Origin of the sequence: Thioclava dalianensis (genome assembly GCF_000715505.1) — a bacterium.
In the GTDB taxonomy this organism is placed as follows: domain Bacteria; phylum Pseudomonadota; class Alphaproteobacteria; order Rhodobacterales; family Rhodobacteraceae; genus Thioclava; species Thioclava dalianensis.
Map to the genome: position 1 here is coordinate 61,759 of NZ_JHEH01000009.1, position 24,253 is coordinate 86,011.

25 protein-coding genes and 1 tRNA gene are annotated in these 24,253 nt (G+C 62.9%); 15 read left to right on the plus strand and 11 right to left on the minus strand.

All coding sequences use genetic code 11. From position 1 onward, the window contains the following. Window positions 1-72 precede the first annotated feature (72 nt). The 5 genes from DL1_RS09450 to DL1_RS09470 all read left to right on the plus strand — a co-directional run bounded on the left by DL1_RS09450 (window position 73) and on the right by DL1_RS09470 (window position 5,127). Complete coding sequence (locus DL1_RS09450; protein ID WP_156022728.1) at window positions 73-672, plus strand: Crp/Fnr family transcriptional regulator; 600 nt, start codon at window positions 73-75, stop codon at window positions 670-672. A gap of 408 nt (window positions 673-1,080) precedes the next feature. Beyond that, window positions 1,081-2,001 carry a cytochrome ubiquinol oxidase subunit II family protein gene (locus tag DL1_RS09455; RefSeq protein WP_051693447.1) on the plus strand — a complete coding sequence of 307 codons (921 nt, stop codon included), beginning with the start codon at window positions 1,081-1,083 and terminating at the stop codon, window positions 1,999-2,001. After that, window positions 1,998-4,067 carry a cbb3-type cytochrome c oxidase subunit I gene (locus DL1_RS09460; protein ID WP_074854891.1) on the plus strand — a complete coding sequence of 690 codons (2,070 nt, stop codon included), beginning with the start codon at window positions 1,998-2,000 and terminating at the stop codon, window positions 4,065-4,067. The genes DL1_RS09455 and DL1_RS09460 overlap by 4 nt, the downstream gene beginning before the upstream one ends. Then, window positions 4,064-4,702 carry a cytochrome c oxidase subunit 3 gene (locus DL1_RS09465; protein WP_074854893.1) on the plus strand — a complete coding sequence of 213 codons (639 nt, stop codon included), beginning with the start codon at window positions 4,064-4,066 and terminating at the stop codon, window positions 4,700-4,702. Before DL1_RS09460 ends, DL1_RS09465 begins: the two co-directional genes overlap by 4 nt. Next, window positions 4,699-5,127, plus strand: a complete 429-nt coding sequence (locus tag DL1_RS09470) for a cytochrome o ubiquinol oxidase subunit IV (RefSeq protein ID WP_081856308.1) — start codon at window positions 4,699-4,701, stop codon at window positions 5,125-5,127. The genes DL1_RS09465 and DL1_RS09470 overlap by 4 nt, the downstream gene beginning before the upstream one ends. A 206-nt stretch (window positions 5,128-5,333) precedes the next feature. On the opposite strand, the gene modC is transcribed toward DL1_RS09470, so the two are convergent. The 7 genes from modC to DL1_RS21890 form a co-directional block, all read right to left on the minus strand. Next, window positions 5,334-6,419 (minus strand): molybdenum ABC transporter ATP-binding protein, encoded by a 1,086-nt coding sequence (gene modC / locus DL1_RS09475; RefSeq protein ID WP_038065323.1) that lies wholly within the window; start codon window positions 6,417-6,419, stop codon window positions 5,334-5,336. Continuing rightward, window positions 6,416-7,114 (minus strand): molybdate ABC transporter permease subunit, encoded by a 699-nt coding sequence (modB, locus tag DL1_RS09480; protein ID WP_038065326.1) that lies wholly within the window; start codon window positions 7,112-7,114, stop codon window positions 6,416-6,418. The genes modC and modB overlap by 4 nt, the downstream gene beginning before the upstream one ends. Next, window positions 7,111-7,860, minus strand: a complete 750-nt coding sequence (modA, locus tag DL1_RS09485; RefSeq protein WP_038065328.1) for a molybdate ABC transporter substrate-binding protein — start codon at window positions 7,858-7,860, stop codon at window positions 7,111-7,113. The genes modB and modA overlap by 4 nt, the downstream gene beginning before the upstream one ends. Before the next feature lie 102 nt (window positions 7,861-7,962). Then, on the minus strand, window positions 7,963-9,273 hold the full coding sequence (locus DL1_RS09490; RefSeq protein WP_038065330.1) for an HlyC/CorC family transporter: 1,311 nt from the start codon (window positions 9,271-9,273) through the stop codon (window positions 7,963-7,965). A gap of 43 nt (window positions 9,274-9,316) precedes the next feature. Then, window positions 9,317-10,291: a site-specific tyrosine recombinase XerD gene (locus tag DL1_RS09495; protein ID WP_051693449.1), complete on the minus strand. Its 975-nt coding sequence runs from the start codon at window positions 10,289-10,291 to the stop codon at window positions 9,317-9,319. After that, the gene (locus tag DL1_RS09500; protein ID WP_143081659.1) at window positions 10,288-11,850 is read right to left on the minus strand and encodes a hypothetical protein; all 1,563 of its coding nucleotides are present in this window, start codon (window positions 11,848-11,850) and stop codon (window positions 10,288-10,290) included. Before DL1_RS09500 ends, DL1_RS09495 begins: the two co-directional genes overlap by 4 nt. After that, window positions 11,840-12,004, minus strand: coding sequence for a hypothetical protein (locus tag DL1_RS21890; protein WP_169740909.1), 165 nt, complete (start codon window positions 12,002-12,004; stop codon window positions 11,840-11,842). The genes DL1_RS09500 and DL1_RS21890 overlap by 11 nt, the downstream gene beginning before the upstream one ends. A 210-nt stretch (window positions 12,005-12,214) precedes the next feature. Between DL1_RS21890 and DL1_RS09505 the strand changes: the two genes are divergently transcribed. From DL1_RS09505 to DL1_RS09515, 3 genes are all read left to right on the plus strand, one after another. Beyond that, on the plus strand, window positions 12,215-12,769 hold the full coding sequence (locus tag DL1_RS09505) for a shikimate kinase (protein WP_051693451.1): 555 nt from the start codon (window positions 12,215-12,217) through the stop codon (window positions 12,767-12,769). After that, complete coding sequence (gene aroB / locus DL1_RS09510; protein ID WP_038065333.1) at window positions 12,762-13,874, plus strand: 3-dehydroquinate synthase; 1,113 nt, start codon at window positions 12,762-12,764, stop codon at window positions 13,872-13,874. Before DL1_RS09505 ends, aroB begins: the two co-directional genes overlap by 8 nt. Before the next feature lie 74 nt (window positions 13,875-13,948). Continuing rightward, window positions 13,949-14,025: transfer RNA gene (locus tag DL1_RS09515), tRNA-Arg, on the plus strand. A 382-nt stretch (window positions 14,026-14,407) separates the two neighbouring features. Here the strand turns inward: DL1_RS09515 and DL1_RS09520 are convergent. Next, entirely contained in the window at window positions 14,408-14,854 is a 447-nt protein-coding gene (locus DL1_RS09520; protein WP_038065337.1) for a VOC family protein, read from the minus strand. Between the two features lie 48 nt (window positions 14,855-14,902). Here DL1_RS09520 and DL1_RS21200 point away from each other — a divergent pair, with 48 nt between their 5' ends. Together DL1_RS21200 and DL1_RS09530 are read left to right on the plus strand one after the other, a co-directional pair. Next, the gene (locus DL1_RS21200; protein ID WP_074854895.1) at window positions 14,903-15,259 is read left to right on the plus strand and encodes a TetR/AcrR family transcriptional regulator; all 357 of its coding nucleotides are present in this window, start codon (window positions 14,903-14,905) and stop codon (window positions 15,257-15,259) included. A 646-nt stretch (window positions 15,260-15,905) separates the two neighbouring features. Further along, complete coding sequence (locus DL1_RS09530; protein ID WP_038065342.1) at window positions 15,906-16,400, plus strand: hypothetical protein; 495 nt, start codon at window positions 15,906-15,908, stop codon at window positions 16,398-16,400. Between the two features lie 47 nt (window positions 16,401-16,447). Here the strand turns inward: DL1_RS09530 and DL1_RS09535 are convergent, their stop codons facing one another. Continuing rightward, on the minus strand, window positions 16,448-16,999 hold the full coding sequence (locus DL1_RS09535) for a TetR/AcrR family transcriptional regulator (protein ID WP_245739586.1): 552 nt from the start codon (window positions 16,997-16,999) through the stop codon (window positions 16,448-16,450). A 206-nt stretch (window positions 17,000-17,205) separates the two neighbouring features. Here DL1_RS09535 and DL1_RS09540 point away from each other — a divergent pair, with 206 nt between their 5' ends. Continuing rightward, window positions 17,206-17,769 (plus strand): carboxymuconolactone decarboxylase family protein, encoded by a 564-nt coding sequence (locus DL1_RS09540; protein WP_038065346.1) that lies wholly within the window; start codon window positions 17,206-17,208, stop codon window positions 17,767-17,769. Between the two features lie 43 nt (window positions 17,770-17,812). Here the strand turns inward: DL1_RS09540 and DL1_RS09545 are convergent, their stop codons facing one another. Continuing rightward, window positions 17,813-18,736 carry a LysR family transcriptional regulator gene (locus DL1_RS09545; protein WP_051693452.1) on the minus strand — a complete coding sequence of 308 codons (924 nt, stop codon included), beginning with the start codon at window positions 18,734-18,736 and terminating at the stop codon, window positions 17,813-17,815. Between the two features lie 207 nt (window positions 18,737-18,943). Here DL1_RS09545 and DL1_RS09550 point away from each other — a divergent pair, with 207 nt between their 5' ends. Then, window positions 18,944-19,885 carry a ketopantoate reductase family protein gene (locus tag DL1_RS09550; RefSeq protein ID WP_038065348.1) on the plus strand — a complete coding sequence of 314 codons (942 nt, stop codon included), beginning with the start codon at window positions 18,944-18,946 and terminating at the stop codon, window positions 19,883-19,885. An 11-nt stretch (window positions 19,886-19,896) separates the two neighbouring features. Beyond that, a complete protein-coding gene (locus tag DL1_RS09555) occupies window positions 19,897-21,612 on the plus strand; it encodes a thiamine pyrophosphate-requiring protein (RefSeq protein WP_038065350.1) in 1,716 nt (571 codons plus the stop codon). Window positions 21,613-21,641: 29 nt separating this feature from the next. Here the strand turns inward: DL1_RS09555 and DL1_RS09560 are convergent, their stop codons facing one another. Beyond that, the gene (locus DL1_RS09560) at window positions 21,642-22,556 is read right to left on the minus strand and encodes a LysR family transcriptional regulator (protein WP_051693453.1); all 915 of its coding nucleotides are present in this window, start codon (window positions 22,554-22,556) and stop codon (window positions 21,642-21,644) included. A 135-nt stretch (window positions 22,557-22,691) separates the two neighbouring features. Between DL1_RS09560 and DL1_RS09565 the strand changes: the two genes are divergently transcribed. Continuing rightward, a complete protein-coding gene (locus tag DL1_RS09565; RefSeq protein ID WP_245739587.1) occupies window positions 22,692-23,741 on the plus strand; it encodes a TRAP transporter substrate-binding protein in 1,050 nt (349 codons plus the stop codon). Next, on the plus strand, window positions 23,741-24,253 hold the full coding sequence (locus DL1_RS09570) for a TRAP transporter small permease (RefSeq protein ID WP_143081660.1): 513 nt from the start codon (window positions 23,741-23,743) through the stop codon (window positions 24,251-24,253). The genes DL1_RS09565 and DL1_RS09570 overlap by 1 nt, the downstream gene beginning before the upstream one ends.

Here is a 24,253-nt window from a genome sequence, read left to right on the forward strand (position 1 = left end):
GCCCCAATCCGAAATGAAAAAACGGTTAACGGCAGAGTGAGAAACTTCGAGCAGCGGCCCGATCTGAGTTATTTGACCAGTATTATCACGCATGAACAGTCGTTCTCGTCCGGTGCGACCGTGACGTGTTCGAGAGAATCAGCGGCGCTGTCACTGGTCTCCAAAGGCATCGGGCTGCGATATTGCCTGCTGGAGAACGGACGGCGCCAGATTGAGGGGCTGATCTATCCGGGCGACGTGCTGGGGCTTGGGGCAGGGCTGTCTTTCGCGCGCCAGAGCGTTGCCGAGGCCGCCACTCCGATGCGTCTGGGGCATCTCGATGCCGAGCGGATGGAAGATCGCCGCACGCGCGAGGACATGATGTGGCTGCTGGCCTATGAGAACGACCTGCTGGCGCAATGGCTGGCCACGACCGGTCAGCGCAATGCCATCGAGGGGATCTCGTGGTTCGTGCATCACGCCTATCAGCGCGCATTGCAGGCAGATTTGCTGACGCGCGGTGCGGCGCCGTTCCCATTTCCTCAGCAGGTCCTCGCCGATGCGCTGGGGCTCTCACTCGTTCACACCAACAAGACGCTAAGACGGCTGCGCGATCGCAAGCTGTTTCGGATCGAACGCGGCTTCGTCCATATCCCGTCGCTGCCACAATTGCGCGCGGTCGCAGGGCTTTGAGCCCATGCCCTCGCCAGATATGACACGAGACTCGGAACCCGGGTCTCGCGTTTCACTATGTCAAAAGACATCTTACGACCCGTCCGCCATCACGCGGCGTTCACGTGCTGTTCACAAGACAGAGAGAAGATGTGAAATCCCCTGTATTCTCGGCGCTCCTTACAAGGGGTCGTGACTGAATTTGTTGACATTTTTTCGTGCTGTCGCGATCACGTGATCGGATTTTTTCTGTCTTTTCATCGGGTTCCGGCGATAGCTGCGACAATTTGGCACTTTCGTTTGACCTCCAAGACGCTGCACTAGGTGGCGTCATATCGCGCGCGGGCCTTTTGGTCCCGTCGCGCAGCAGGATTGGGGATAGAAAGGTATTCCGTAGTGTTTGAAAAAGTGTATCAGCGGTCTCGCCGCATGGCGCTTCCCGCGAGTTTCGCGGTTGCTGCCCTGTGGCTGTCGGGCTGCGCTGAAAACGGGGTCATGACGCCAAGCGGCCCGATCGCCGCGGCTGAAAAGTCGCATATGATCTGGTTCTTCCTGTGGATGCTTCCGGTGTGTCTGCCGATCCTGATCGGCCTGCCGTGGATCTGCATCAAGTATCGCCGCAAGGGTGGGAAGGGGGCATATCGCCCGAACTGGTCGCACTCGACGATGGCCGAGACGTTGATCTGGGGCGGCTCCACACTCACGGTTATCTTGCTCGGCGTTCTTATCTGGATCAACACGATCGGCGAAGATCCCTATAAGCATACCGGGGCGAACCCGATCAAAGTGCAGGTGGTCGGTTCCGAGTGGAAATGGATGTTCATTTATCCCGGCAAGATGGCCACGGTGAACAAGGTCGTTCTGCCGCAGCATACCCCGGTTGAGTTCGACATCACGGCTGCGGGCGCAATGCAGAGCTTCTGGATCCCGCGTCTGGCCGGTCAGATCTACGCAATGCCCGGTATGCAAACCAAAATGAACATGACGACCGGCGATCTGGCGAAGCTTGAAGGCTTTAACAGCCAGTTCAACGGTGCGGCCTTCCCGCTCGACAAGTTCGAAGTCGATGTCGTGAGCAAGCAGGATTACGAATCCTTCCTGCAATCGCCGCGTCAGCCCTGGAACGACCTTCTGACCGAGTTCAAGAAAGTCGCGACCTGGAACGGACCGCAGATTTTTGATGCGCCGCCCAAAGGCTGGTGGGACAAGGCGTCGATGGACCCCTCGATGGTCACGAATGGCGGGGCTGCGATCCTCGACGACCACGACCCCGAGCAGAAATCGATCGATGAAGCCATCCACAGCGAGCTGCATCTTTCACAAAATAAACCCCAAGGGGATGCGCAATGAGTATTCTTGGTAGTCTCAACTGGGACGATATCTTTATCGTTCCGTGGTTCAAGGAACCATCGACGTCGACGGCCATTGCGGCTGGCGCAGGCGGGATCGTCGTGCTTGGCGCGCTCGCAGTGCTGGTGCTGCTCACCGTCAAAGGCTGGTGGAAGCCGCTCTACAAAGAGTGGATCACCTCGCTCGACCACAAGAAAATCGGTGTGATCTACATCGTTCTGGCCGCGATCATGCTGATCCGTGGCGTCCTCGAAGCTGTTGTGATGCGCGCCCAACAGGTCGCGCCCGCACCGGGCTTCCTGTCTGTCGAACACCATGCCGAGCTGTTCTCGACCCACGGCACGATCATGATCTTCTTCGTCGCGATGCCGCTGCTGATCGGTCTGATCAACGTCGTCATGCCGCTCCAGATCGGGGCGCGCGACATGGAGTTCCCCTTCATGAACGCGATCTCGCTGTGGCTTTCGGTCGGTGGTGCGGCGCTTGTGATGGCCTCGCTGGTGATCGGCAAGTTCGAGACCGGTGGCTGGACGGCCTATCCGCCCTATACCGGCGCGCAGCTATCGCCCAATGAAGGTGTGGATTACTGGATCTGGTCGCTGATGCTGACCGGTATCGGCACCACGCTGTCGGGCATCAACTTCGCCGTCACGATCTACAAGCAACGTGCCCCGGGCATGACGCTGATGAAGATGCCGATCTTTGCATGGACTACCCTGTGCACGGCGATCCTGATGATCTTCGCGATGATGCCGCTTGCGGTCTGCTCGCTGATGCTGGCGCTCGACCGCCATGCGGGCTTCCACTTCTTCACCGCCGATGCCGGCGGCAACATGATGAACTTCGCCAACCTGTTCTGGCTGTTCGGTCACCCGGAAGTCTACATCCTGATCCTGCCGGCTTTCGGTGTGTTCAGCCACGTGATCCCGACGTTCTCGGGCAAGAAGCTCTATGGCTACACCTCGCTCGTCTGGGCCACCATCGCGATTGCGGTGCTGTCCTTCACGGTTTGGGTGCACCACTTCTTCACGATGGGTCAGACGGCGCATCTCAACGCGATCTTCGGGATTGCCACGATTACGATCGGCGTGCCCACGGGCGTGAAGGTTTATAACTGGATGCTCACGATGTGGCGCGGCAAGCTGCGCTTCTCGACGGCGATGCTGTTCTCGGCGGGCTTCATGTTCACCTTCGTGATCGGTGGTATCACCGGTGTGATGCTGGCCAACCCGGTGATCTCGTTTGCCGCCCATAACTCGCTGTTCCTCGTGGCACACTTCCACAACATGCTGATCCCCGGTCTGCTGTTTGGGATGTTCGCGGGCATCAACTACTGGTTCCCGCTCTGCTTCGGCTTCCGTCTCGACGAGAAATGGGGCGTGCGCAGCTTCTGGTGCTGGATGATCGGGTTCTACCTGACCTTCATGCCGCTCTACGCAATCGGCCTGATGGGCGCCCCGCGCCGGATGGCCTTCTTCACCGACCCCGCCTATATGCCTTGGCTGATCATCTCGATGATCGGGGCGCTGACGGTGCTGGCTGGTCTGACCTGCCAAGTCATCCAGATGTATGTCTCGGTGAAAAACCGCGAAGACCTGATGGTTCCGGCGGGCGATCCCTGGGATGGCCGTGGCCTCGAATGGTCGCTGGGCTGCCCGGTGCCCGAGCATGACTTCACCACGATCCCGCACATCACCTCGCGTGAGCCCTGGGTCGACGCAAAGGCCAGTGGCCTGCGGGTGATGGAACCCACCGAGTTCGTCGATATCGAACTGCCGAAGAACACCGGTATGGGGTTCTGGGTCGCGATGGTCGCAACGGTCGGCGCGTTCGGGATGATCTTCCAAATGTGGTGGCTGGCAGCGCTGTGCTGGGTCGGCATGTGGGTGCTCGTGCTCGTGCGCTCCTACAACACCGATTGGGAGCATCATATCTCGGCGCAGGAACTGCGTGCCGATTATGAGCGTCATAAACATGTGGTCGAGACGACCCCGAAGGTCAGCCTTGATGACGAATTTACGTCTAAGAACCGTGGCTTGATCATGGACATGGAGGAAGCAGTATGAGTGCGACCGCAACCAATCTGGGGGCAGCAGCCCCCAGCGACCACGGGGCAGGTTCGTCCCACGGTCACGACAAAACGGGGACGGTGATCTTCGGCTTCTGGATCTTCCTGATGTCCGACCTCATCGCCTTCTCGCTGTTCCTCGCAACCTATGCCGATGCCGAATGGCATGGTATCGCGAACGGTCCCAGCCCGCATGAGCTGTTCTCGCTCGGGCTGCCGACCATCGAGACAATGTCGCTGCTGATCTCGACCTTCACCTTCGGGATCTGCACGCTGGGCATGAAATACGGCGCCTCGATGGAGCGCACGATCAAGTGGCTGGTAATCACGCTGATCTTCGGCGCGATCTTCCTCGGCATCGAACTCTACGAATTCCACGAATTCTGGAGCGAGGGGAACACGCCGCAAGTCTCGGGCTTCCTGACTGCCTATTACTCGCTGGTGGGTCTGCACGGCCTGCACGTGACCTCGGGCATCATCTGGGGCATCTTGCTGATCGTTCAGATGAAGACCATGGGCTATAGCGATTTGGTCAAGTCGCGCCTGATGCGCCTGGGCCTGTTCTGGCACATGCTGGATATCGTCTGGATCGCCCTGTTCACGAAAATCTACCTGATGGGGGTGCTGTCATGAGTGCGGTTTCGTCTAACCTCGGTATGGATAGCGCCGAGTACAAACAGGACATGGCCCGCTATGTCTGGGGGTTTGCCCTTTCGGTCGTGCTGACGCTGATCAGCGTCGTCGTGGTCGCCGGTGGTCTGTTTCCGGGCATCGCCTGGAGCACGATCGGCATCCTCGGCATCGCGCAGGTCGTGACCCAGTTCTGGGCCTTCATGCACCTCGATCTCTCGCGTGAGGCACGTCCTGACCTCTATCTGGTGCTCTTCACCTTCCTGATCATCGTCTTGATGGCGGCCGGGACGGTCTGGGTGCTCGCCAATCTGGCCAGCCGGATGGGCATGGGCGACATGTCGCATCAGTCGATGCATATGACCGACGACATGGGCAACGCGGCAACCTCAATGCCCGGCATGAAGGGCATGGACGGCTCGAACTGAGCTCCAACTCTCACAGCACAGATCAAAGGGCGGCCCTCGGGTCGCCCTTTTTCATGATCAGAGTTCGGGGGCTCTGCCCCCTCGGCCTGCGGTCTCACCCCCGGGATATTTGGATCAAGAGGAAGCCCAGCTCTTTCATCTTGGGGCAAATACCTCGGGGGGCGCGCGGCACGCGCGGGGGGCAGAGCCCCCGCTTTTGCGCGGCCTCACAGACCCAGCGCGTCGCGCGCCACAGAGACGGTCTTGATCATCGCGTAGCAGTTCAGCCCCGGTCGCAGATCGAGCGCTGTGGCCGAGCGGCTGGTCACCCGGGCGAGAAAGCGGTCCTCACCCATGGCAAGCTGGACGAAGCGGCCCGGGCCTTGTGCGGGTCCAATCCGGGCGATGGAGACCCGCAGGATATTGAGCGCCGAGACCTGCTGGGGCGGGGCGAGGGCCAGGGTGACATCGCTGGCCGTCAGGCGCAGGCGCAAGCTTTGCCCGACCGCGACATCGGGAGCCTGCACATAGAGCGGGCCGCCCGCCGTGTCGATCCGGGCCAGCCCGTCGCTTTCCTGCGCGCTCAGGTGCCCCGAGATCAGCGCACCTGCGGCATCGCCACCGAAATGCCCGGCCACCGCGGGATCGGTCAGGACGTCATCGGCCGGGCCGAAGGCGCGGAGCCGCCCGGCCTCGATCAAGGCCACGGAATTGGCCAGACGCGCGATCTCGGCGGGGGCGTGGCTGACATAGAGGATGGGCAGTTTGACCGCGTCGCGCAGCATTTCGAAATAGGGCAGGATCTCGGCTTTGCGCGCCGCATCGAGGGCCGCCAGCGGCTCGTCGAGCAAGAGCAGGCGCGGTTTGCTCAGCAGCGCGCGCCCCAGCGCCACCCGTGCCGCCTCACCGCCTGAGAGCGCTGCGGGGCTGCGCTCCAGCAGCGCACCCAGCCCGAGCATGGCGACCGCATCGTCAAAGCTGATCGCACCGGGGCCGTGCGGGGCAAAGCGCGTCCCATAGGTCAGGTTGGCGCGCACGTTGAGATGGGGAAAGAGGCGCGCATCTTGAAAGACATAGCCGATGCGGCGGCGATGCGGGGGCAGGGCCGTGCGCGCTGCGGCATCGAACAGCACCGTCCCGTCGACTGCGATGCGGCCTTGATCGGGGCGCAGCAGCCCAGCCACTGCATTGACCACCGTGCTTTTGCCTGCGCCCGAGGGGCCGAACAGCGCCGTGATGCCGCCCGGCGCGCGGATCTCGAGATCCAGCGTAAAGCCCGCAAAGGCGTGTTTGAGCGCGATTTCCAGCATCACGCCTCCCGCCCGGCGATCCGGGCCGCGACCCGTCGCGCCAGCGCCTCCGACAGAAGGAGCGCGCCGATTGCGAGTGTCACCGAGATCACCACGAGCCGGATCGCGGCGGTCTCGCCGCCGGGCACCTGTAGCTCGCTATAGATCGCGAGCGGCAGGGTCTGGGTCTGACCGGGAATGTTGGAGACAAAGGTGATCGTCGCGCCAAACTCCCCCATCGCCTTGGCGAAAGCGGTGATGGTGCCTGCCAGAATGCCCGGCACGATCAGCGGCAGGGTCACGGTCACGAAAACCCATGGGCGCGAGGCGCCAAGCGTGCTTGCGGCGGCTTCAAGCTTTGGGTCCACGGCTTCGATCGCAAGCCGGATCGCGCGCACCATCAGCGGGAAGGCCATGACGGCTGCGGCCAGGGCGGCGCCTTTCCAGTCAAAGGCGAGCCGAATGCCGATCCGCGCGAGCACCGCGCCCAAGGGGCCGTTTGGCGCGAAGGCCATCAGCAACAGATAGCCCGTCACCACCGGCGGCAGGATCAGCGGAACATGGACCAGCGCGTTGAGCCATTGCTTGCCCGGAAACTGCGCGCGCGCCAGCACATAGGCAATCGCGATCCCGAAGGGCAGCGACAGCGCGGTCGCAAGCCCCGCGACCTTCAGCGACAGCGCGACCGCTTGCCAATCTGACGGGGAGAGCCAGTTCATTGCAGCGGCTTGAACCCTTGGGCCTTGAAGATCCGGGTGGCCTCCGGGCTGCGCAGCTCTGCAAAGAAGGCTTTTGCGGTGGGGGTCTGTGTCAAAAGGGCTGCGGGATAGCGGATTGGCGGGTGGCTGTCGGGGGCGAACTTTGCCACGACATGGACGCGCGGCTCGGCCACCGCATCGCTTGCATAGGTGATCCCGTAAGGGGCCGCGCCAAGCGCCACGAGCTGCAGGGTCGCGCGCACGTTATCGGCCTGCGCGACATCGGGTTCGATCCCGCGCCACAAGCCGTAATGGCTCAGCGCCGCCTTGCCATATTCGCCCGCCGGGACGGAGTTGACGAGCGCCATCGCCAGCTTGCCGCCCTTGAGCAGCCCCTTGAGATCCAAGTGATCCGAGATCTCGACCGGTCCGGCCTTGGGATCATGCGCGATCAGCACGAGCGAATTGGCCAGAAGATCGGTCTGCTGCTTGATCTGCCCGGTCTTGGCGACGCTTTCCATCCAGCCGGGATTGGCCGAAATAAAGATATCGGCGGGCGCGCCTGCCGTGATCTGGCGCGCCAGCGCCCCGGAGCCTGCATAGGAGACATGGGCCACATCCCCGGTGCGCGCCTGCCAGATCTGCGCGATCTGATCGAGCGCGGTCTTCATCGAGGCTGCAGCAAAGATGGTGACCTCGCCTGCGCGGGCGGGCAGGGCGAGGGTGAGCGAGAGTGCCAGCAAGGCGGCAAGCCGGAGAAAGCGCATCTGGGGTCCAATTCGATATGTCTGAACGAACATATTGGTTGGAAAGACGATCCGGCAAGCGCGTTTTGCGATCAGGCTTCGGTGAGCGCGGTTGGAGCGCGCTCAGTTGGGCCGGAGCAGGGGGCGGATCTTGAGCTTGGTCAGGCGGTTATCCTTGCGCGCTGCGACCTCGAAGCGGAACCCGTGGAAGGAGAAAACCTGCCCCTCGGTGGGAATGGTCTGCGCCTCGTGGATCACCAGCCCCGCGACGGTATTGGCCTCTTCATCGGGCAGCGACCAGTCGGTTTCGCGGTTGAGATCGCGGATCGTCATCGCGCCATCGACGATGTAATCGCCGCCCTCGGTGGGCTTGAGGCTGCGCTCGGCCTTGGGGTCGAACTCGTCGGTGATCTCGCCCACGATCTCTTCGAGGATGTCCTCAAGGGTCAACAGCCCGCGCAGGTCGCCATATTCGTCGACCACCAGTGCGAAATGGGTGCGGCGCTTGAGAAACTCCTGCATCTGCTCGTCGAGCGGGGTCGTTTCGGGCACGAAATAGGGCTTCATCATCACCTTGGCGATGTCGAGATCCGAGATGCTCTCCAGCGTGCCGTCACCGCCGCGCATCACTTTCTCGACCGCGCGCAGCAGATCCTTGGAATGGATGATGCCGACGACATTCTCGCGCTCTTCGCGGTAGAGCGGCAGGCGGGTATGGGGCGAAGACAGAACCGCCGAGAGAATACTGTCGGGATCGTCGGCAATGTCGATCATCTCGATCTGGCTGCGATGGAGCATGATCTCTTCGACCGTCCGGTTACCCAGATCAAGCGCGCCCAGCAGCCGGTTGCGGTCTTCCTTGTCGACCTTGCCTTCGGATTGCCCGATGGCGAGAGCGCCCGCGATTTCCTCATGGACCGAGAACATGTGCTGGTTTTTATCGGTGCGCATGCCAAAGGCGTACAGCATCCCGCGCACGATCATCCGCACCACCGTCACGATGGGCGAGAGCAGGACTGTCACCACCTTGATCGGACGTGCGACCTTGGAGGCGACCTTTTCGGGCAGGGTGATCGCGTAGGTCTTGGGCAGAACCTCCGCGAAGATCAGCACCAGCAATGTCATAACGACCGTGGCCAGCGCGACGCCGGTCTGGCCAAACATCTTGGTCATCAAAGCCGTCGCAAGCGAGGCCGAGAGGATGTTGACGACATTGTTGCCCAGCAAGATCGCGCCGATCAGCCGCTCGCTGTCTTCGGTGACCTCAAGGGCGGTTTGCGCGCCGTTCTCGCCCCTGTCGGCCTGCGATTTCAGCTTGGACCGGCTGGCCGCCGTCAGCGCCGTCTCGGAGCCCGAGAAAAAGGCTGACAAGCCAAGCAGAACCATGATCCCGGCGGCGGTCATCCAGAAGGTAAAATCGAGTGTGCTATCCATGGCTCAGGTTATGGGGTGCGTCGGGGCGCAGATCAAGGACCCATCATGCGGGCGGCGTGCGTTTGGCGAGCGGATGATGCGAGAGCACCAGTTCTTTGAGCCGTTCATCGAGCACATGGGTGTAGATCTCGGTCGTGGACAGATCGGCATGGCCCAGCAACATCTGGATCGCGCGCAGATCCGCGCCGCCTTGCAGCAGATGGGTGGCAAAGGCGTGGCGCAGCACATGGGGCGTGACCTTGGCGGGAGAAATCCCCGCACTGACGGCGATATCCTTGAGAAGCTTGTGAAAGCCCTGTCGCGTGAGATGCCCCTCTTTGCCAGAGGAGGGAAAGAGAAAGCGCGAGGCGGGTGTGGAGGTGCCCGGGCGCCCGGCGCGGGCTTCCTCAAGGGCGGTATCGCGGGCCACGAGCCAGGCAGCCAGCGCCTCGCGGGCAGGGGGCGAGAGCGGCACCATGCGCTCCTTGTTGCCCTTGCCGGTGATCAGCAGCATCCGTGGATCGCCACGCGCGGCCGCAACCGGCAGGCCCACCAGCTCGCTCACCCGCATGCCCGTGGCATAAAGCAGCTCCATCAGCGCGCGGTTGCGGATCTGCTCGCGCGGATTGCGACCCTGATCGCGCGCGGCCTCCAGCAGCGCCTCGACCTCCTCAAGGCTCAGCGTCTTGGGCAGGCGCTGTGCCCGTCCGGGCCCCGCGATGCGGATCGCCGGATCATCGCTGCGCCAGCCTTCCTCATAGGCGAAGCGAAACAGCTGCCGGATCGCCGAGAGCCTGCGCGCGCGGGTCGATTTCGCCAGCCCTTCGGCCTCGCAACGGATCAGATAGGTCTCGATATCGCCGCGCTCCAGCGTGGCCAGCGACAGGTTTTTCGCATGAAGAAAGGCAAGGAAGCTATTGAGATCACGGGCATAACTTAGAATCGTGTTGCGTGCGGCCCCGGCTTCGGCGGCCTGCGCTTCGAGAAAGCTTGGCAGCCAGTGCGGATCGGGTGGCGGCTCGGGCGTCAGGGGCGTCATCCGCGCCGCTCCAGCACGACCAGCTCAATCGCAGCCCGCCGTGCGGTCGATTCGAGACCGGCCAGACGCAGCATCTTCATCCCATCGACCAAGCGGGGATGATCGCCGCGCGCGCCTTGGGCCACGTCATCAATAGCGTGCAAAAGGGCTGCGCCCAACTGATCGGGCAGCTCTCCGGAATAGCGCTCGGGCACGGCGGTGGGCGGTGCGTCAAAGACCCGCTTGAGCGCGCGCGTCAGGTCGTCTTGCGCTGCGATCCCCGCGGTGTCGCCCTTGGCAAACCCGGCCAGAAGGGCCGCATTCGGTCCCAGCCCGCCGCGTTGCGCGACCTCTTCGTAATCTGGCGATAGCAGGCCGAGCTTTTTCGCGATGACGCCCGCATTGCCCTCAAGATCCATCCGTGCGAGCCGCGAGCCGTAAAGGGCGGCGAGCGTCGGCTCAAGATCTTGGCGCGACATCACGTTCCAGGCGCGCGGCAGGGTGCGCGCCACGGCGCTTGTGTCTTTATCAGTGACCGCGCGCTCAAGCGCCGAGACCGCGCTGACCCGATCCCAGAGCGCGCCCGAGGCTGCCGCCCGACGCTCGGTGTAAAGCCCGAGCAGACGGTTGGGGTCGAGCACGCCCGCGCGCGCCAGCCGCTCTGCGGCCTCTAGCTGCCCTTTCCAGCCGTTATTCTCGGTCAGATCCGCATGGGCGAAGGCCAAGGGCAGCATTGATGTCGCCAAGGGCTGGCCGATCGCCTCCATCATCTTGAAGGCCAGCGGCGTGACCGGATCGGGCGGGGTCAGCTCTTCGGCGCCATCGGCCAGAGCGGGATCGAGAAAGCGCTCGATCAGCTCGGCCTGATCGTCGGGGATCTGCCCAAGCGCGCGGCCCGTGCCATAGGTCAGCTCTGCCGTGTCCCAGTGGCCAGTGCGCGCGAGGCAAAAGATCTGCGCGGGGTAAGAGGGGGCAATCGCGGGCGTGCGCTGCATGACCCGGCAGGCCCCGGTCTCATTGCCCAAAAGCAGCGCCACATCGAATCGGCGCCGGAACACCCGCGGATCGGTCGGATCGGCCTGTTGCAGCAGCGCATTGGCCTGCTCAAGCGCGCCGAGATCCAGCAGCCGGTCGATGCGCGCCAGAAACAGCTTGCCGCGCTGCGAGGCGTTCGAGATCTGCGGCGGGTCGAGCTCTGCCAGCAAGATCGTCATCAAAAGCTCGTGCAGCGCGGGTAAGTTGTCGTCGGGCACATCATGCAGCGCCTGCGCCAGTTGCGGCTCAGGTGTCGCCCCCCACAGCGTGCGCGGCAAGCCGGTGCGCGCCGCAGGCAGCAGCCCCAGCGTGTCGGCAGAGGGGGCGTCGAGCGAGAGCACCGAGATATCCTCGATCCCGCCTGCGCCCCGCACCGGCGGATCTGGCTTCACGATGGCCGGGGTGACGACCGAACGCGACAGCCAGTTGATCGCCGAGAGCGGTTCACCTTGCTTGGAAGATTGCGCCCAAGCCGCGCCGCTTAGCCCACCTGTGAGGCCAAGCGCGAGAATCGAAGTCGTCTTGAAAAACGTCTTAATTGCCACCCGCGTCCCCGCCGCCACCGATGCCGCCCGGCAACGTGACATCGATGCGCTGTTCTTTCGCATCGGGTTTCATATCGCCCAGATAGGCATAGCCGATGATCCCGATCGCGCCGAGCACCAGAAGGATCACGACGAGCTTGAAGATACGCCCCATAGTCTCACTTTCAGCCGGTTGCGGCCCGTCCCAAAGCGGCGGACCGTTCTTAGTTGCGGTTTCACGTTGATCATATATGGCATTTCAGGGAAGTTCACGCCATTCAAGAGGGTGCTTTTCACGATTGTGCAAGGCTCCGCCGATGACGCCCGGATCAAGGAGAGACGGGATTGACACAAGGACGCGGCAGTGACGCGAGACGCGCAGAGCATGGGGATAACCTTGACGCGACCCATTGTGCTTGTGGGCATGATGGGGTCGGGCAAGACGGCGGTGGGGACCGCGCTGTCACGTCTTTTGGGCGTGGCATTCCTAGACAGTGATCACGAAATCGAGCGCGCCGCGCAGATGTCGGTGGCCGAGATTTTCGCCCGCGATGGTGAGTCGTTTTTCCGGGCGCGCGAATCAGAGGTGCTCGGGCGACTGCTTACGGGGCATCCGTGCGTGATCTCGACGGGGGGCGGGGCCTTTCTGTCCGAGGCCAATCGCGAGATGATCTCGCAGCTTGGCGTGTCGGTCTGGCTCAAGGCCGATCTGGAGTTGCTGTGGAACCGCGTGCGTCACAAGGCCACGCGGCCCTTGTTGCGCACGCCCGATCCCAAAGCCACGCTGGCCGAGCTGCTTGCCGCGCGCGCGCCGGTCTATGCCAAGGCCCGGATCGCCGTGGAGGCCGAGCCGGGGCTGTCGATCAATAACATGGCCTGCAAGGTGGCGCGCAGGCTGGAACAGGTCGAGGGCCTGATCGAGGAGATTAAAGATGCGTGAAATCGTCCCCGTCCAACTGGGCGCGCGCTCCTATGAGGTGCGCATCGGCACCGGGCTTTTAGCCAATGCAGGGGCCGAGATCGCGCCGTTGCTGCAGCGCCCGCGTGTGGCGGTTGTCGCCGATGAGACCGTCGCCGATCTGCATCTGGAGCCCCTGCGCGCAGGGCTCGGCGAGATCGAGATGGTCGTGCTGCGACTGCCGCCCGGCGAGGCTACGAAAAGCTGGCCGCATTTCACCCGGACCGTCGAGTGGTTGCTGGACCAAAAGGTCGAGCGGCGCGACGTGGTGGTGGCCTTGGGCGGCGGTGTGATCGGCGATCTGGTCGGGTTCGCCGCTTCGGTGCTGCGTCGCGGCGTGCGATTCGTGCAGATCCCCACGAGCCTTCTGGCGCAGGTCGACAGCTCGGTGGGCGGCAAGACCGGGATCAACGCACCGCAGGGCAAGAACCTGATCGGGGCGTTTCACCAGCCAAGCCTCGTGCTGGCCGATCTTGAGGTTCTGGGCACGCTCAAGCCGCGCGATTTTCTCACAGGTTACGGCGAGGTCGTGAAATACGGCCTGCTGGGCGATGCGGCGTTTTTCGACTGGCTCGAAGCCCATGCGCCCGCCATGGCCGCGGGCGATATCGAGGGCCGGATGCATGCGGTGAAGCGTTCGATCGAGATGAAAGCCGAGATCGTGGCGCGCGACGAAACCGAGCAGGGGGACCGCGCGCTGCTCAATCTCGGGCACACGTTCTGCCACGCGCTTGAGGCGGCGACGGGCTATTCGGACCGGCTGCTGCATGGCGAGGGGGTGGCGATCGGCTGCGCGCTGGCCTTCGAGTTGAGCCAACGTCTGGGCCTTTGTGCGCAAGAGGCGCCGAGCCGCGTGCGCGCGCATTTGCGTGCGATGGGGATGAAGGTGGATCTGGGCGATATCGAAGGCGATCTGCCGGGCACCGAGGCGCTGATCGCGCTGATGGCGCAGGACAAGAAGGTCGAGGAGGGCAAGCTGCGCTTCATCCTTGCGCGCGGCATCGGGCAGGCCTTTGTGACATCGCAGGTGCCCCATGAGGTCCTTGCAGGCGTGCTTGACGACGCGCTGGCCACCCGGCGCGCCTGATTGGCCTCGCGCGGTGCGATGGGGCGCGATTTATCGTTGCGGCCCGCGCCCGGCTCGACTATATCCCGCCTCAGGCACCCATAGCTCAGCTGGATAGAGCGCTGCCCTCCGAAGGCAGAGGCCTCAGGTTCGAATCCTGATGGGTGCGCCACCTTCCATCGATTGCCTTCCCTGCTACGCATGCGCCGCCGAAACTGCGCCGGTATCGGGCACGCGAAACAGTCTGCGGATGGAGAAGCGCAGCAACGCTGGCTTTTGGCGGCAGAAAAGTTTGAATCTTTCCGGCCCTTTCTCGTCTTTCGGATCAGGAAGATTGGGCCAAGTTCCATCCAACTGTCAGACCAGTGTCAGGGCGCCAAGGCGCGCAGAATCCTGTTTCTTCCACTCCGGGACGTTTCACACACGGAGGCGATGATGATGCCGGGCCGACATTGCGAGACGTGCCGGCATCCATTGTGTCATGCCGTCTCTTCTGGCGCGGCTGCCGGGGTCAGGTGTGTCAGTTCGCACAACCGGCGCCTGTTCCTCGGCGGTCATGCTCCGGTCTCCTCATTCCAACGCCGTTGCATTTCCTGAGGTGAGACCGCCTCGATCGTCTGAGACAGCATCCAGCGATGACCAAAAGGATCGAGTACCAGCGCGCTGCGCTCTCCGAAACTCTGGTCGGTGGCTGCGCGCAACACGGTCGCACCTTGCGCGGCGGCCCGCGCCACGTCCGCATCGACGGCCTTTGTGGACAAATGCAATGAGACGGGCGACCCCCCGACCGTATCCGGGCTGACCGCGCCGAAATCGGGATATTCATCGCTGAGCATGACGACGCTCTCGCCGAAGCGCAGTTCGGCATGGCCGATGCGTCCATCGGAAGGGTCGGTCATTCGGAAGATTTCCTCGGCACCAAAGGCGGCCTTGTAGAAAGCGATGGCGGCTTCACCACCGCGCACCACGATATAGGGCGATACCGACGTAAGGGATGACATGAGCGCTCCTTGCACGAAACTTATGTTTACGATGCGTATCGTAATCAAATGGGTCAACATCGATCACTCTCGCCACGTCCGCGTGGCCGGGCACCTAGCGCGGCGGCGCGCAACAAGGCGTTGCAGGCAGCGCGCGAGATCCTGTCGGGCGAGGGGTTCGGCCGGCTAAGCATTGACGCCGTCGCCGCGACATCCGGGGTCAGCAAGCCTACAATTTATCGCAACTGGGCAAATGCTGGCGAACCGGCGATGGCGACGCTCATGGCCGATCCGGATTCGCAGGCGGGCGAGGGCAGAGCAGGGCGGCCTGGCAGGATCGCTAAGCGCCCAGATGCGCGCCCTTGTTCTATCGGTTGCTCGTCGGCCATCTGCCGCTCGACCTTCCTTTCGCCGACGGCTTGGTGAGCTGGGCACTCGCTTTGCTTGCCTGCTCCGATGATCCTGCAGGAATAGGTTAAAATGAGCCGTGCGGCATCGCGGCACTCCAACGTCTCCTAAGGGAGGGCTATAGCGTAGACATAGTTTTCGTATTCACCCGGCGCGGCGCGCCATTTTTTCACTTCTGACGCCGATCTCTGACCGGCGCGGGCAATGCCGCGCGTCGCAGATGAAATCTGGTCGCGCGTCGGGCCTGAAGTGCCAGGCTGCCGTTGCGGATCGGGACTGACGCTTTATGCTTTTCAGCGTCGGTACATGGTGGCACGCAATGGTGAGACAGATCTCGTCCCTGCTTTTATTCGGGCTCGCAGTCATTTGCGGGTATTTATGTTACGTCGAGCACTATAGATGGCGCAATTGTTTCAATGAATTAGGCCGCTGTTTTGATAAGGAGACGGGGGTCGTTTATTCTGAGCAATCCGGGACCGTGTGGCTCATGCTCACGGTTCTGGCGCTGGGGGGCGGGCTCTTCAATGCGCTGCGTCTGCGCAAATCCAAACGGTGATCCGGGGGCCTCGGCATCAGCCCGGGGGCTTGCATTCCAGTGGCGTTTCGCGGGATACGGCGGCCCAATGCCTTGCCCCAAGACGTCGCGTGAAAGTCGAAACGCTCAATGTCCCAGACCGACCGTCTCAAGACCGATTGTTCGAAATGCGCGGCGCTTTGCTGCGTCATGCTTGCCTTCGACAAGGGGGAGGATTTCGCATTCGACAAGAACCCCTGCGAGCCCTGCCGCAACCTTTCGGGGCATAAATGCTCGATCCATGACCGGTTGACGCAGGAGGGTTTTCCCGGCTGCGTCGCCTATGATTGCCTGGGCTCGGGCAACCGCGTCATCCAAGAGGTTTTTGGCGGCCAATCCTGGCAAGACGAGCCGCGCCTGACGCCCGTAATGATGGAGGCGTTTTCGGCCATGCGGGAGGTCCATAAGCGGATCGATCTGCTGCGCGCTGCCGAATTTCTGTCATTGGAGCCGGGCGCCGATCAGAAACGCCGGGACTATCTGGACTATCTTGAGAAACACGCATGGAGCGCGCCTGAGCTGAACGAATTCGAGTTTGGATTGGCGCTGGAGATCGACTTGTTTTTCCATGAGATCGGCATGTAGACGGGGCGGCTGCGACGCTTTCGCTCAAGCTTGAAGGCCGCGTTCCGTCAGGCGGCGCGGCGCAGCTCGCTGATCTCGTCGGCCAAATCCTGCGCCAGACGCTGCATCGCGTCCGGGTCCGTTTCGCGTTGCGCCTGAATCTTCAGGCCAAAAATATAGGTCTGCATCCGTCGGGCCAGACGGGCCGGGTCGGCATCGGCGGGGATTTCACCTGCCGCGCGGGCCTTGGAGAAGCCGTCCTCCAGCAGCCGACGGATCGTGTCCAGATGATCGAGCACAGCGCCGCGCAGCTCCGGATGGTCGGTCTGAATTTCGAGCAGGGATTTCACCAGCATGCAGGCGGTCGAGGGCTTGTTGCACGCATCCAACCCGCCCAGCGACAGCAGATAGCCGCGCAAGGCGCTCAGCGCGGAGGGCGCGTCCTGAATCATCGCACCCAGTTCCGCCTCCATCCGCTCGGCATAAAGGTCCAAGGTGGCGCGAAACAGGGCCTCTTTGCTTTGGAAGGCCGCATAGATCGAGCCGGGCCGCATCTTCAGCGCCTGCTCCAGATCCTTAAGCGATGTCGCGGTGTAGCCTTTGACCCAGAACAGGGCCATTGCGGCATCAAGGGCCGCATCGCGGTTATATGATGGCTCACGGGGCATAGGTTCCAAATACACCTTTGAGCGCGCGTCAGATAGTCCGAAAGTCATGCCTGACTTATTTTTGAGCGATCACTCACTTATGACTTGAGTGATCGCTCAAATATCACCATGTTTCCCCGATACCAGCCTCGCTGCATGTGTTTGAAAAGGAGACACCCATGTCCACGCTCGACCGCCTTGACGAAACCAACGCCCCTGAGAAGTCGATTCCGCTGATCGAGAAATCCAAGGCGAGCTTCGGGCGTCTGCCGGGGCTGCACTCTGTGCTGGCAGCCTCGCCCGCCGCGTTCGAGGGCTATCAGTCGCTGCACAGCCTGTTCGCTGAAGAGACCGCGTTCAATGCGGAAGAAAAAACCGTGATCTGGCAGACCATCAATGTCGAGCATCGGTGCCATTACTGCGTGCCCGCCCATACCGGCATCGCCAAGGCGATGAAGGTCAGCGACGAGATCTCGAACGCGCTGCGCGACGAGACGCCGCTCCCGACCGCCAAGCTTGAGGCGCTGCGGAGCTTCACGCTCGCCATGCTGCGCGAGCGGGGCAATGTCGATGACGCCACGCTTCAGGCTTTCTATGACGCAGGCTATGAGCAGCGTCATGTGCTGGAGGTTATCCTCGGCCTCGCGCAGAAGGTGATGAGCAATTATACCAATCACATCGCCAACACGCCGGTGGATGCGCCGATGCAGAAATTCGCCTGGGTGTCCAAGGCGGACCGCTAAGCTTTGTTGCCCCGGCGGTCATCGATCGCCGGGAGCTTGCCCTTTAACAACTGTCGGAGGCGCGGGGCGAGCCGGGTACCAGATCGCGCAGGGCGGCGCTGATCAGAGAGCGCAGCCAGTCGATATCGGGCCGTCTTTGTCGCGTCTCGCCAGAAATCAGCCGCACGTCGAAGCGCGGGCTGTCAAAGGGCAGGGGGAAGGACCGGATCGCGTGGTTGGCCGTGAATTCGCGCGCGACCCGCGAGGGGACGATAGAAATCAGATCGCTTTTCGCGACGATCTCGCCCAGCCCGAAGAAATGCGGGATGCGCATCACGACGTGGCGCTTCGTCTCGGTCTCGGAACAAAAATCTGGCCCTTGCCAATGGCCGCTGCGCTCCGACACAAGAATATGCGAGCCTGCAAAATACGCAGCCCGGCTCAGAGCCGCGCCGATCTCTCGATGCGCTGTGCTGGCGATTGCGACGTAATGCTCTTGAAACAATGTGTCCGAGCGTGTCGATTTTGCCTCGAGCGTCAGGTTGCCGAGAGCCGCATCGACACGGCCAACCGCCAACCATTCCTCGATCTTTTCGACGTCAAGTGCATGGATCTCGATCTTTGCAAAAGGTGCCTGCTGCCGGAAATGCGGCATCACGCGATGCACATAGGTCATCTCGCCAAGATCCGAGACAGCGATGCGGAAGGTCCGGCGCGATTGCGTCGGATCGAAGTGATCGGCCCGTTGCATCGCGGTTTCGATCTTGCGGATGGCGGGGCGCACATCCCCCACGATCTGGCGACACATCTCGGTCGGGATCATGCCCTGACGTGAGCGCACGAAGAGCGGATCGTCGAGGATCACGCGCAGTCGTGACAGCGCGCGAGAGACCGTCGGCTGCGACTGGTTCAACAGCTCCGCCGTGCGGCTGACACTACGGGTTTCGAAAATCGCGACGAGAACCGGGATGAGATTGAGATCGGACATAGGCTACCAATATGCACGATCTGAATAATGGAAAAGAAAAAACAATCATTGGATTTATAATTGCTCGGCTCGCATCATTGCGCTCAAACTGAGGGCGCATGCGCCTTGCACGGTCCTGTCTTGGGGCCGGCGAGCGGATGCGCAACTGCGCGCGTTTCAAGGCAACAGCATTGGACGGGCGCGCAGAACATCCGGGAGGGGTGGTTTATGAAGGTTGCGGTACTTGGTGCGGGGGCCATGGGCTCTGTCTATGGCGCACGACTGGCGCGGGCGGGCGCGGATGTGACGCTGCTCGATGTCAACGCGGCCCATGTCGATGCGGTCAATCGCGACGGCTTGCACATTGCGCTCGACGAGGGCGCGGCTGTTTTGCCGATGCGCGCCATGGCTCCCAAGGCCTTCACCGGGCCGGTCGATCTGATCTTGTTGTTTACGAAGGTGTTTCACACCGATGCCGCGCTGTCGGCGATTGCGGATCAGATCGGCGATGCGTGGATTTTGAGCCTGCAAAACGGTGTGGGTAATGCCGACCGGATTGCGGCGCATGTGGACCGCGCGAAGATCATGATCGGGATGACGATGACGCCCGCCGAATTTCTCGGGCCCGGGCGCGTGGCCTCGCACGGGGCTGCGACGACCGATTTCTACACTGCGGAGGGGCAGGCCGATCCGATGCTGGAGCAGGTGGCCAATCTGCTGCAGGCCGGGGGCGTCACCGCGCGGATCACGCCCGAGATTCACGCAGCGATCTGGGAAAAAGCGACCTTCAACTGCGCGCTCAACCCGCTTTGCGCGTTAAGCAACGGCACGCCGGGCGGGGTTGGGGCCTCTCCGGAGGGGCGCGTGCTCGCCGATGCGGTGGTGCGTGAGGCGATTGCGGTCGCACACGCCTGCGGGGTTGCGGCCTCGCGCGCGCATGTCGATGAATTGCTTGCGCATGCCTATGCCCATCACCTGATGCACGAGCCCTCGATGCTGCAAGACCTCAACGCCCGGCGGCGCACCGAGATCGACGCGTTGAACGGCGCGGTGGTGGCGCTGGCCGAGCGCCATGCGATCCCGGTCCCGACCAACCAGATGATCGTCCGGTTGATCTCTCTGGCAGAGGCGAATGCGCGCTTTCGTGCCGCCCATGAAACTCACGCCTGAAGGGGCCCGCGATGACCGATCAGACCAAGACCATGACCGCAGGTGCGGCGCTGCTCTCGCGGATGGCAACGCTGGGCGTGGATTACATCTTTGCCAATTCCGGCACCGATTTCCCCCCCGTGATCGAAGGCCTGTCCGAGGCCGAGGCAGGCGGCATTCCGCTGCCCAAAACGGTGACAGTGCCCTTCGAGAGCGCGGCGGTGGCGATGGCGCATGGCTACACGCTGGCCACGGGGCGTCCGCAGGCGGTGATGGTGCACACCAATGTCGGTCTTGCCAATGCGGCGATGGGGGCGATCAACGCGGCCTGCGACAATATTCCGATGCTGATGATGTCGGGGCGCACCCCCACGCTGGAGCAGGGGCGGCGGGGCGCGCGCACGGTGCCCATCGGCTGGGGGCAGGAGATGCTTGATCAGTCCAGCCTGATCCGCGAGGCCTGCAAATGGGATTATGAGCTGCGCTTTCCCGAGCAGATCTTCGATGTGATGGATCGCGCCCATGGCATCGCGTCCTCGACGCCCAAGGGGCCGGTCTATGTCAGTCTCCCGCGCGAAGTGCTGAGCGAGACGATCTCGGCCAAAGGCGCCGCGCGCCGTCCGCAGATGGCGGGGGTTCCGGTCGATCCGGGGGCTACACAGATGGCGCAGGTGGCGCAATTGCTGGCCGAGGCCGCCCATCCGGTGATCTTTGCGCAGCACGGGGCGGGCAGCGCCGAGGCGTTCGATGCGTTGTCGCGCCTGAGTGAGCGCTGGGGCATCCCTGTGTGCCAATATTGGGCGGTCGAGCTGGCTGTGCCGACGACGCATTCGATGGCGGCAGGGCCCGATCCGCGCGCGTTGCTGGCGCGCGCGGATGTGATTGTCTGCCTTGACGCGCTCGCCCCTTGGGCGCCAGCGCAGATCGAGCCGCTTGAGGAGACGACGGTCGTTCAGATCGGGCCGCGCCCGCTGCAGGAGCGTTCGGGCGTGCGCAATTTCCGCTGTGATCTGGGCGTGACGACCGAGGTCGCTCCTGCAATCCTCGCGCTGGAGCGCGCCTTGGAGCCGCATTGGCCCGCCAGATCGCGCGTGGCCGAGGCGCGCCGCGCGGCTTTGGCGAAGGACCATCACGCCGAGCAGGCGCAGCGCTTCGATGCGGCGCGCGCCGCGCGCAAAAGTGCCGCGCTGACGAAAAGCTGGGTCAGTCTCACGCTGTCGGAGGCGCTGGCTGCGCGCGATGCGGCGGTGTTCTCGGAATTGGGCTGTCAATTGCCCTCAATGCGCCTGATCCGGCATCAAAGCTGGTTTGATGGTCCCCATGCGGGCGGGCTTGGCTGGGGCTTTCCGGCGGCGATGGGCTTTGCGCTGGCGCAGCCTGAAAAGACGGTGATCGCGACAATGGGGGACGGCTCCTACATGTTTGCCAACCCGGTCGCTTGCCACCAGATCGCCGAGGCGCTGGGGCTGTCTTTGGTCGTGATCGTGTTGAACAATGCCGAATGGGGCGCGGTGCGCAGCTCGGTCGTGGATATCTATCCTGATGGCTATGCCGCGCGTGCCAATGCGGTGCCGCTCACCGATCTGTCGCCTAGCCCCGATTTCGTGAAAGTGGCCGAGGCGAGCCGTGCTTGGGCGCGCCATGTCTCGGATGCTGAGGGGTTCGAGGCGGCGCTTGAGGATGCGCTGTGCCATGTCGAGGCGCGGCGCGGTCTGGCCTTGATCGAAGTGGCGATTGGGAAAGGTTAGAGACGCGCTCTGAGGCGGACGGGCTCGCCTCAGCCGCGCAGCTCGGGGTCCTGAAACAAGTCGCAGATCACTTCGCGCAGCCAGATGCAGGCCGGGTCGGCGTCGGAATTGACGTGCCAGACCATCAGCACTTTTTGCCGCCCGCGCGGCAAAACGATATCGAGTAGCGTGGCCTGATTGGCTGCGGCAAGGCGGCGGGCGAACTGTCCCGGCACGATTGCAAGCGTATCAATCGTGCTGAGCAGTTCCGGCAAAACGCCGAAATGGCGCATCCGCAGATAGATGTTATCCGCCAGCCCATGCTCGGCCACGACCTGCTCGATATCATCCGCGAAAGTCGCGCTGGGCACCACAAGGATCAGCCGTGAGCGCTTCAGATCCAGCGTTGCGACCTGCTCTTGAGTGAGCGAGGGCGGGGCAATGACGCGGTAATCCTCGTTGAAGAGATGCGTCTGACGCAGATGGCGGCCCTGTTGCGGCAAGAGCCCGAGGGCCACATCGGCATGGCGCTGGGTGAGGGTGCGGTTGAGATCGTCGAAGGGCGAGGAGACATTACTGAGCCGCACGCCCGGGGCCAAGGAAAACACCCGCTCGGCCAGCGGGGCCAAGAAAATCTGCTCGCCCAAACCCGACAAAGCGGTCCGAAAGACCCTTTGGCTGGTGTTGGGATCAAACACCGTGGGCAGGGTCAGCGCATCCGAGAGCCCCTCCAGATGCAGGCGGATCTCGGGCACGATTCGGGCGGTCAGCGCTGTCGGCTCCATGCCGCCGGGCCCACGCACGAACAGCTTGTCATTCAGCGCCAACCGCAGCCGACCCAACGCGTTCGAGGTGGCAGGCTGGCTCAACCCCAGCGCCTGTCCCGCCGCCGAAACCGAGCCGGTATCGTGCACCGTGATCAGCAGCGACAGCAGATTGAGGTCGATCCGGCGCAGGTTTATCATGAATCTGAATATTCTTTATCATGTATATTACTTTGACTTTAACCCGAACTCCGCCAATCATCTAGCCAATCTTTTTGGAGGGAGAAGGTGTCACGGCATTTGTCGGGCAGTTCCGAAAAGGACAGGAGGAAAGTTATGAACAGACGCGAGATGATCGGGACGATGGCGGCTGCGGCGTCCACATTGGCGATGCCGGGCATCGCTCGGGCGCAGGCGCCGGAATTCACGTTCCGGCTGCACCATTTCCTTGGCCAGCAGGCTCCGGCCCAGACCAAGATGCTCGAGCCCTGGGCCGCATCGGTGGCAGAAAAATCCGGCGGTCGGGTGAAGATCGAGATCTTCCCGGCGATGACGCTGGGCGGGCGCCCGCCAGAGCTGGTGCAGCAGGCGCGTGACGGGATCGTGGATCTGATCTGGACCGCGAATGGCTACACGGCGGGTCTGTTCCCGCGCACCGAGGTGATGGAGCTGCCGACCGTTTACAAGAACGATCCGGCGGCGACCAATCTGGCGATGTACGATATGTTTGAGACGGATCTGAAGCCCGATTATCTCGGGCTTGAGGTGATGTTCTTGCACGTCCATGCCGGGCAGGCGTTTCAGATGCGCGATTCCGATGTGCATTCGCCAGCCGATCTGGTGGGCAAGAAGCTGCGGATTCCGACCCGCACCGGCGCTTGGGTGATCGAGGCCTTGGGCGCCTCGCCGATCGCGATGCCGGTGCCCGAGCTGCCGCCCGCGCTGCAAAAAGGCGTGGTCGATGGCGCGCTGATCCCGTGGGAAATCATCCCGCCGCTGAAGATCCAGCAGCAGACCAAATATCAGATCGAGGGCTACCAGAAGGAGCGTTTCGGCAACACGACCTTCCAGGTCTCGATGAATGCCGCGCGTTGGGCGGGCCTGCCCGACGATATCAAGCAGGCGTTCCGGGAGGCGTCTTCGCGCGAATGGTGGGCCGAGGTCGGCGCGATCTGGCGGGCCTCCGATGAGTTTGGCATCAAGGTCGCAACGGATGCAGGCAACACCCACACCGTGCTGAGCGAGCCGGAGACGGCGGTGTTCCGCGACGCGATGACGCCGGTCGTCGAGAAATGGGTTGAGGAAGTGAACGGGCAGGGCCTTGACGGCGCGGGTCTGGTCGAGCGCGCGCGCAGCCTGATTGCCTCCAACGCGACGCCAACCTGATGGCGGCCGATGCAATGCCTGCCGTCCCACCGCGGGCCGGTCTGGCGTCCACCCTGATCACAGGGTGGGCGCTGCTGGGCGGGGCGGTCTTGCTGGCAGTGGTCGCGATCAACGTGATCTCGGTTCTTGGCGCGATGTTCGATGCGCCCTTTCCGGGGGATTTCGAGCTGACCGAGATGGGTGTGGCCAATGCGGCCTTCGCCTTTCTGCCTTACTGCCAGTTGACGCGCTCGAATGTCACAGCCGACATCTTCACCCAGAAGGGCGGGCCTCGGATGCTGGCCTTCCTGCGGCTCTTGTCATCACTCGTGGCGCTGCTGTTCAGCCTGCTGCTGCTGTGGCGGATGTATGCGGGGCTGCTTGATCAGAAGCAGTACAATTACGAGACCTCGATCTTGCAAGTGCCGATCTGGCTCGCCTACGTGCCGGTCCTCGTTTCACTCGCTCTGCTGGCTGTGGCCGCAGGGATCACCCTTGCGCAGGATCTGCGCGAATTGTCCCGAAAGGGCTGA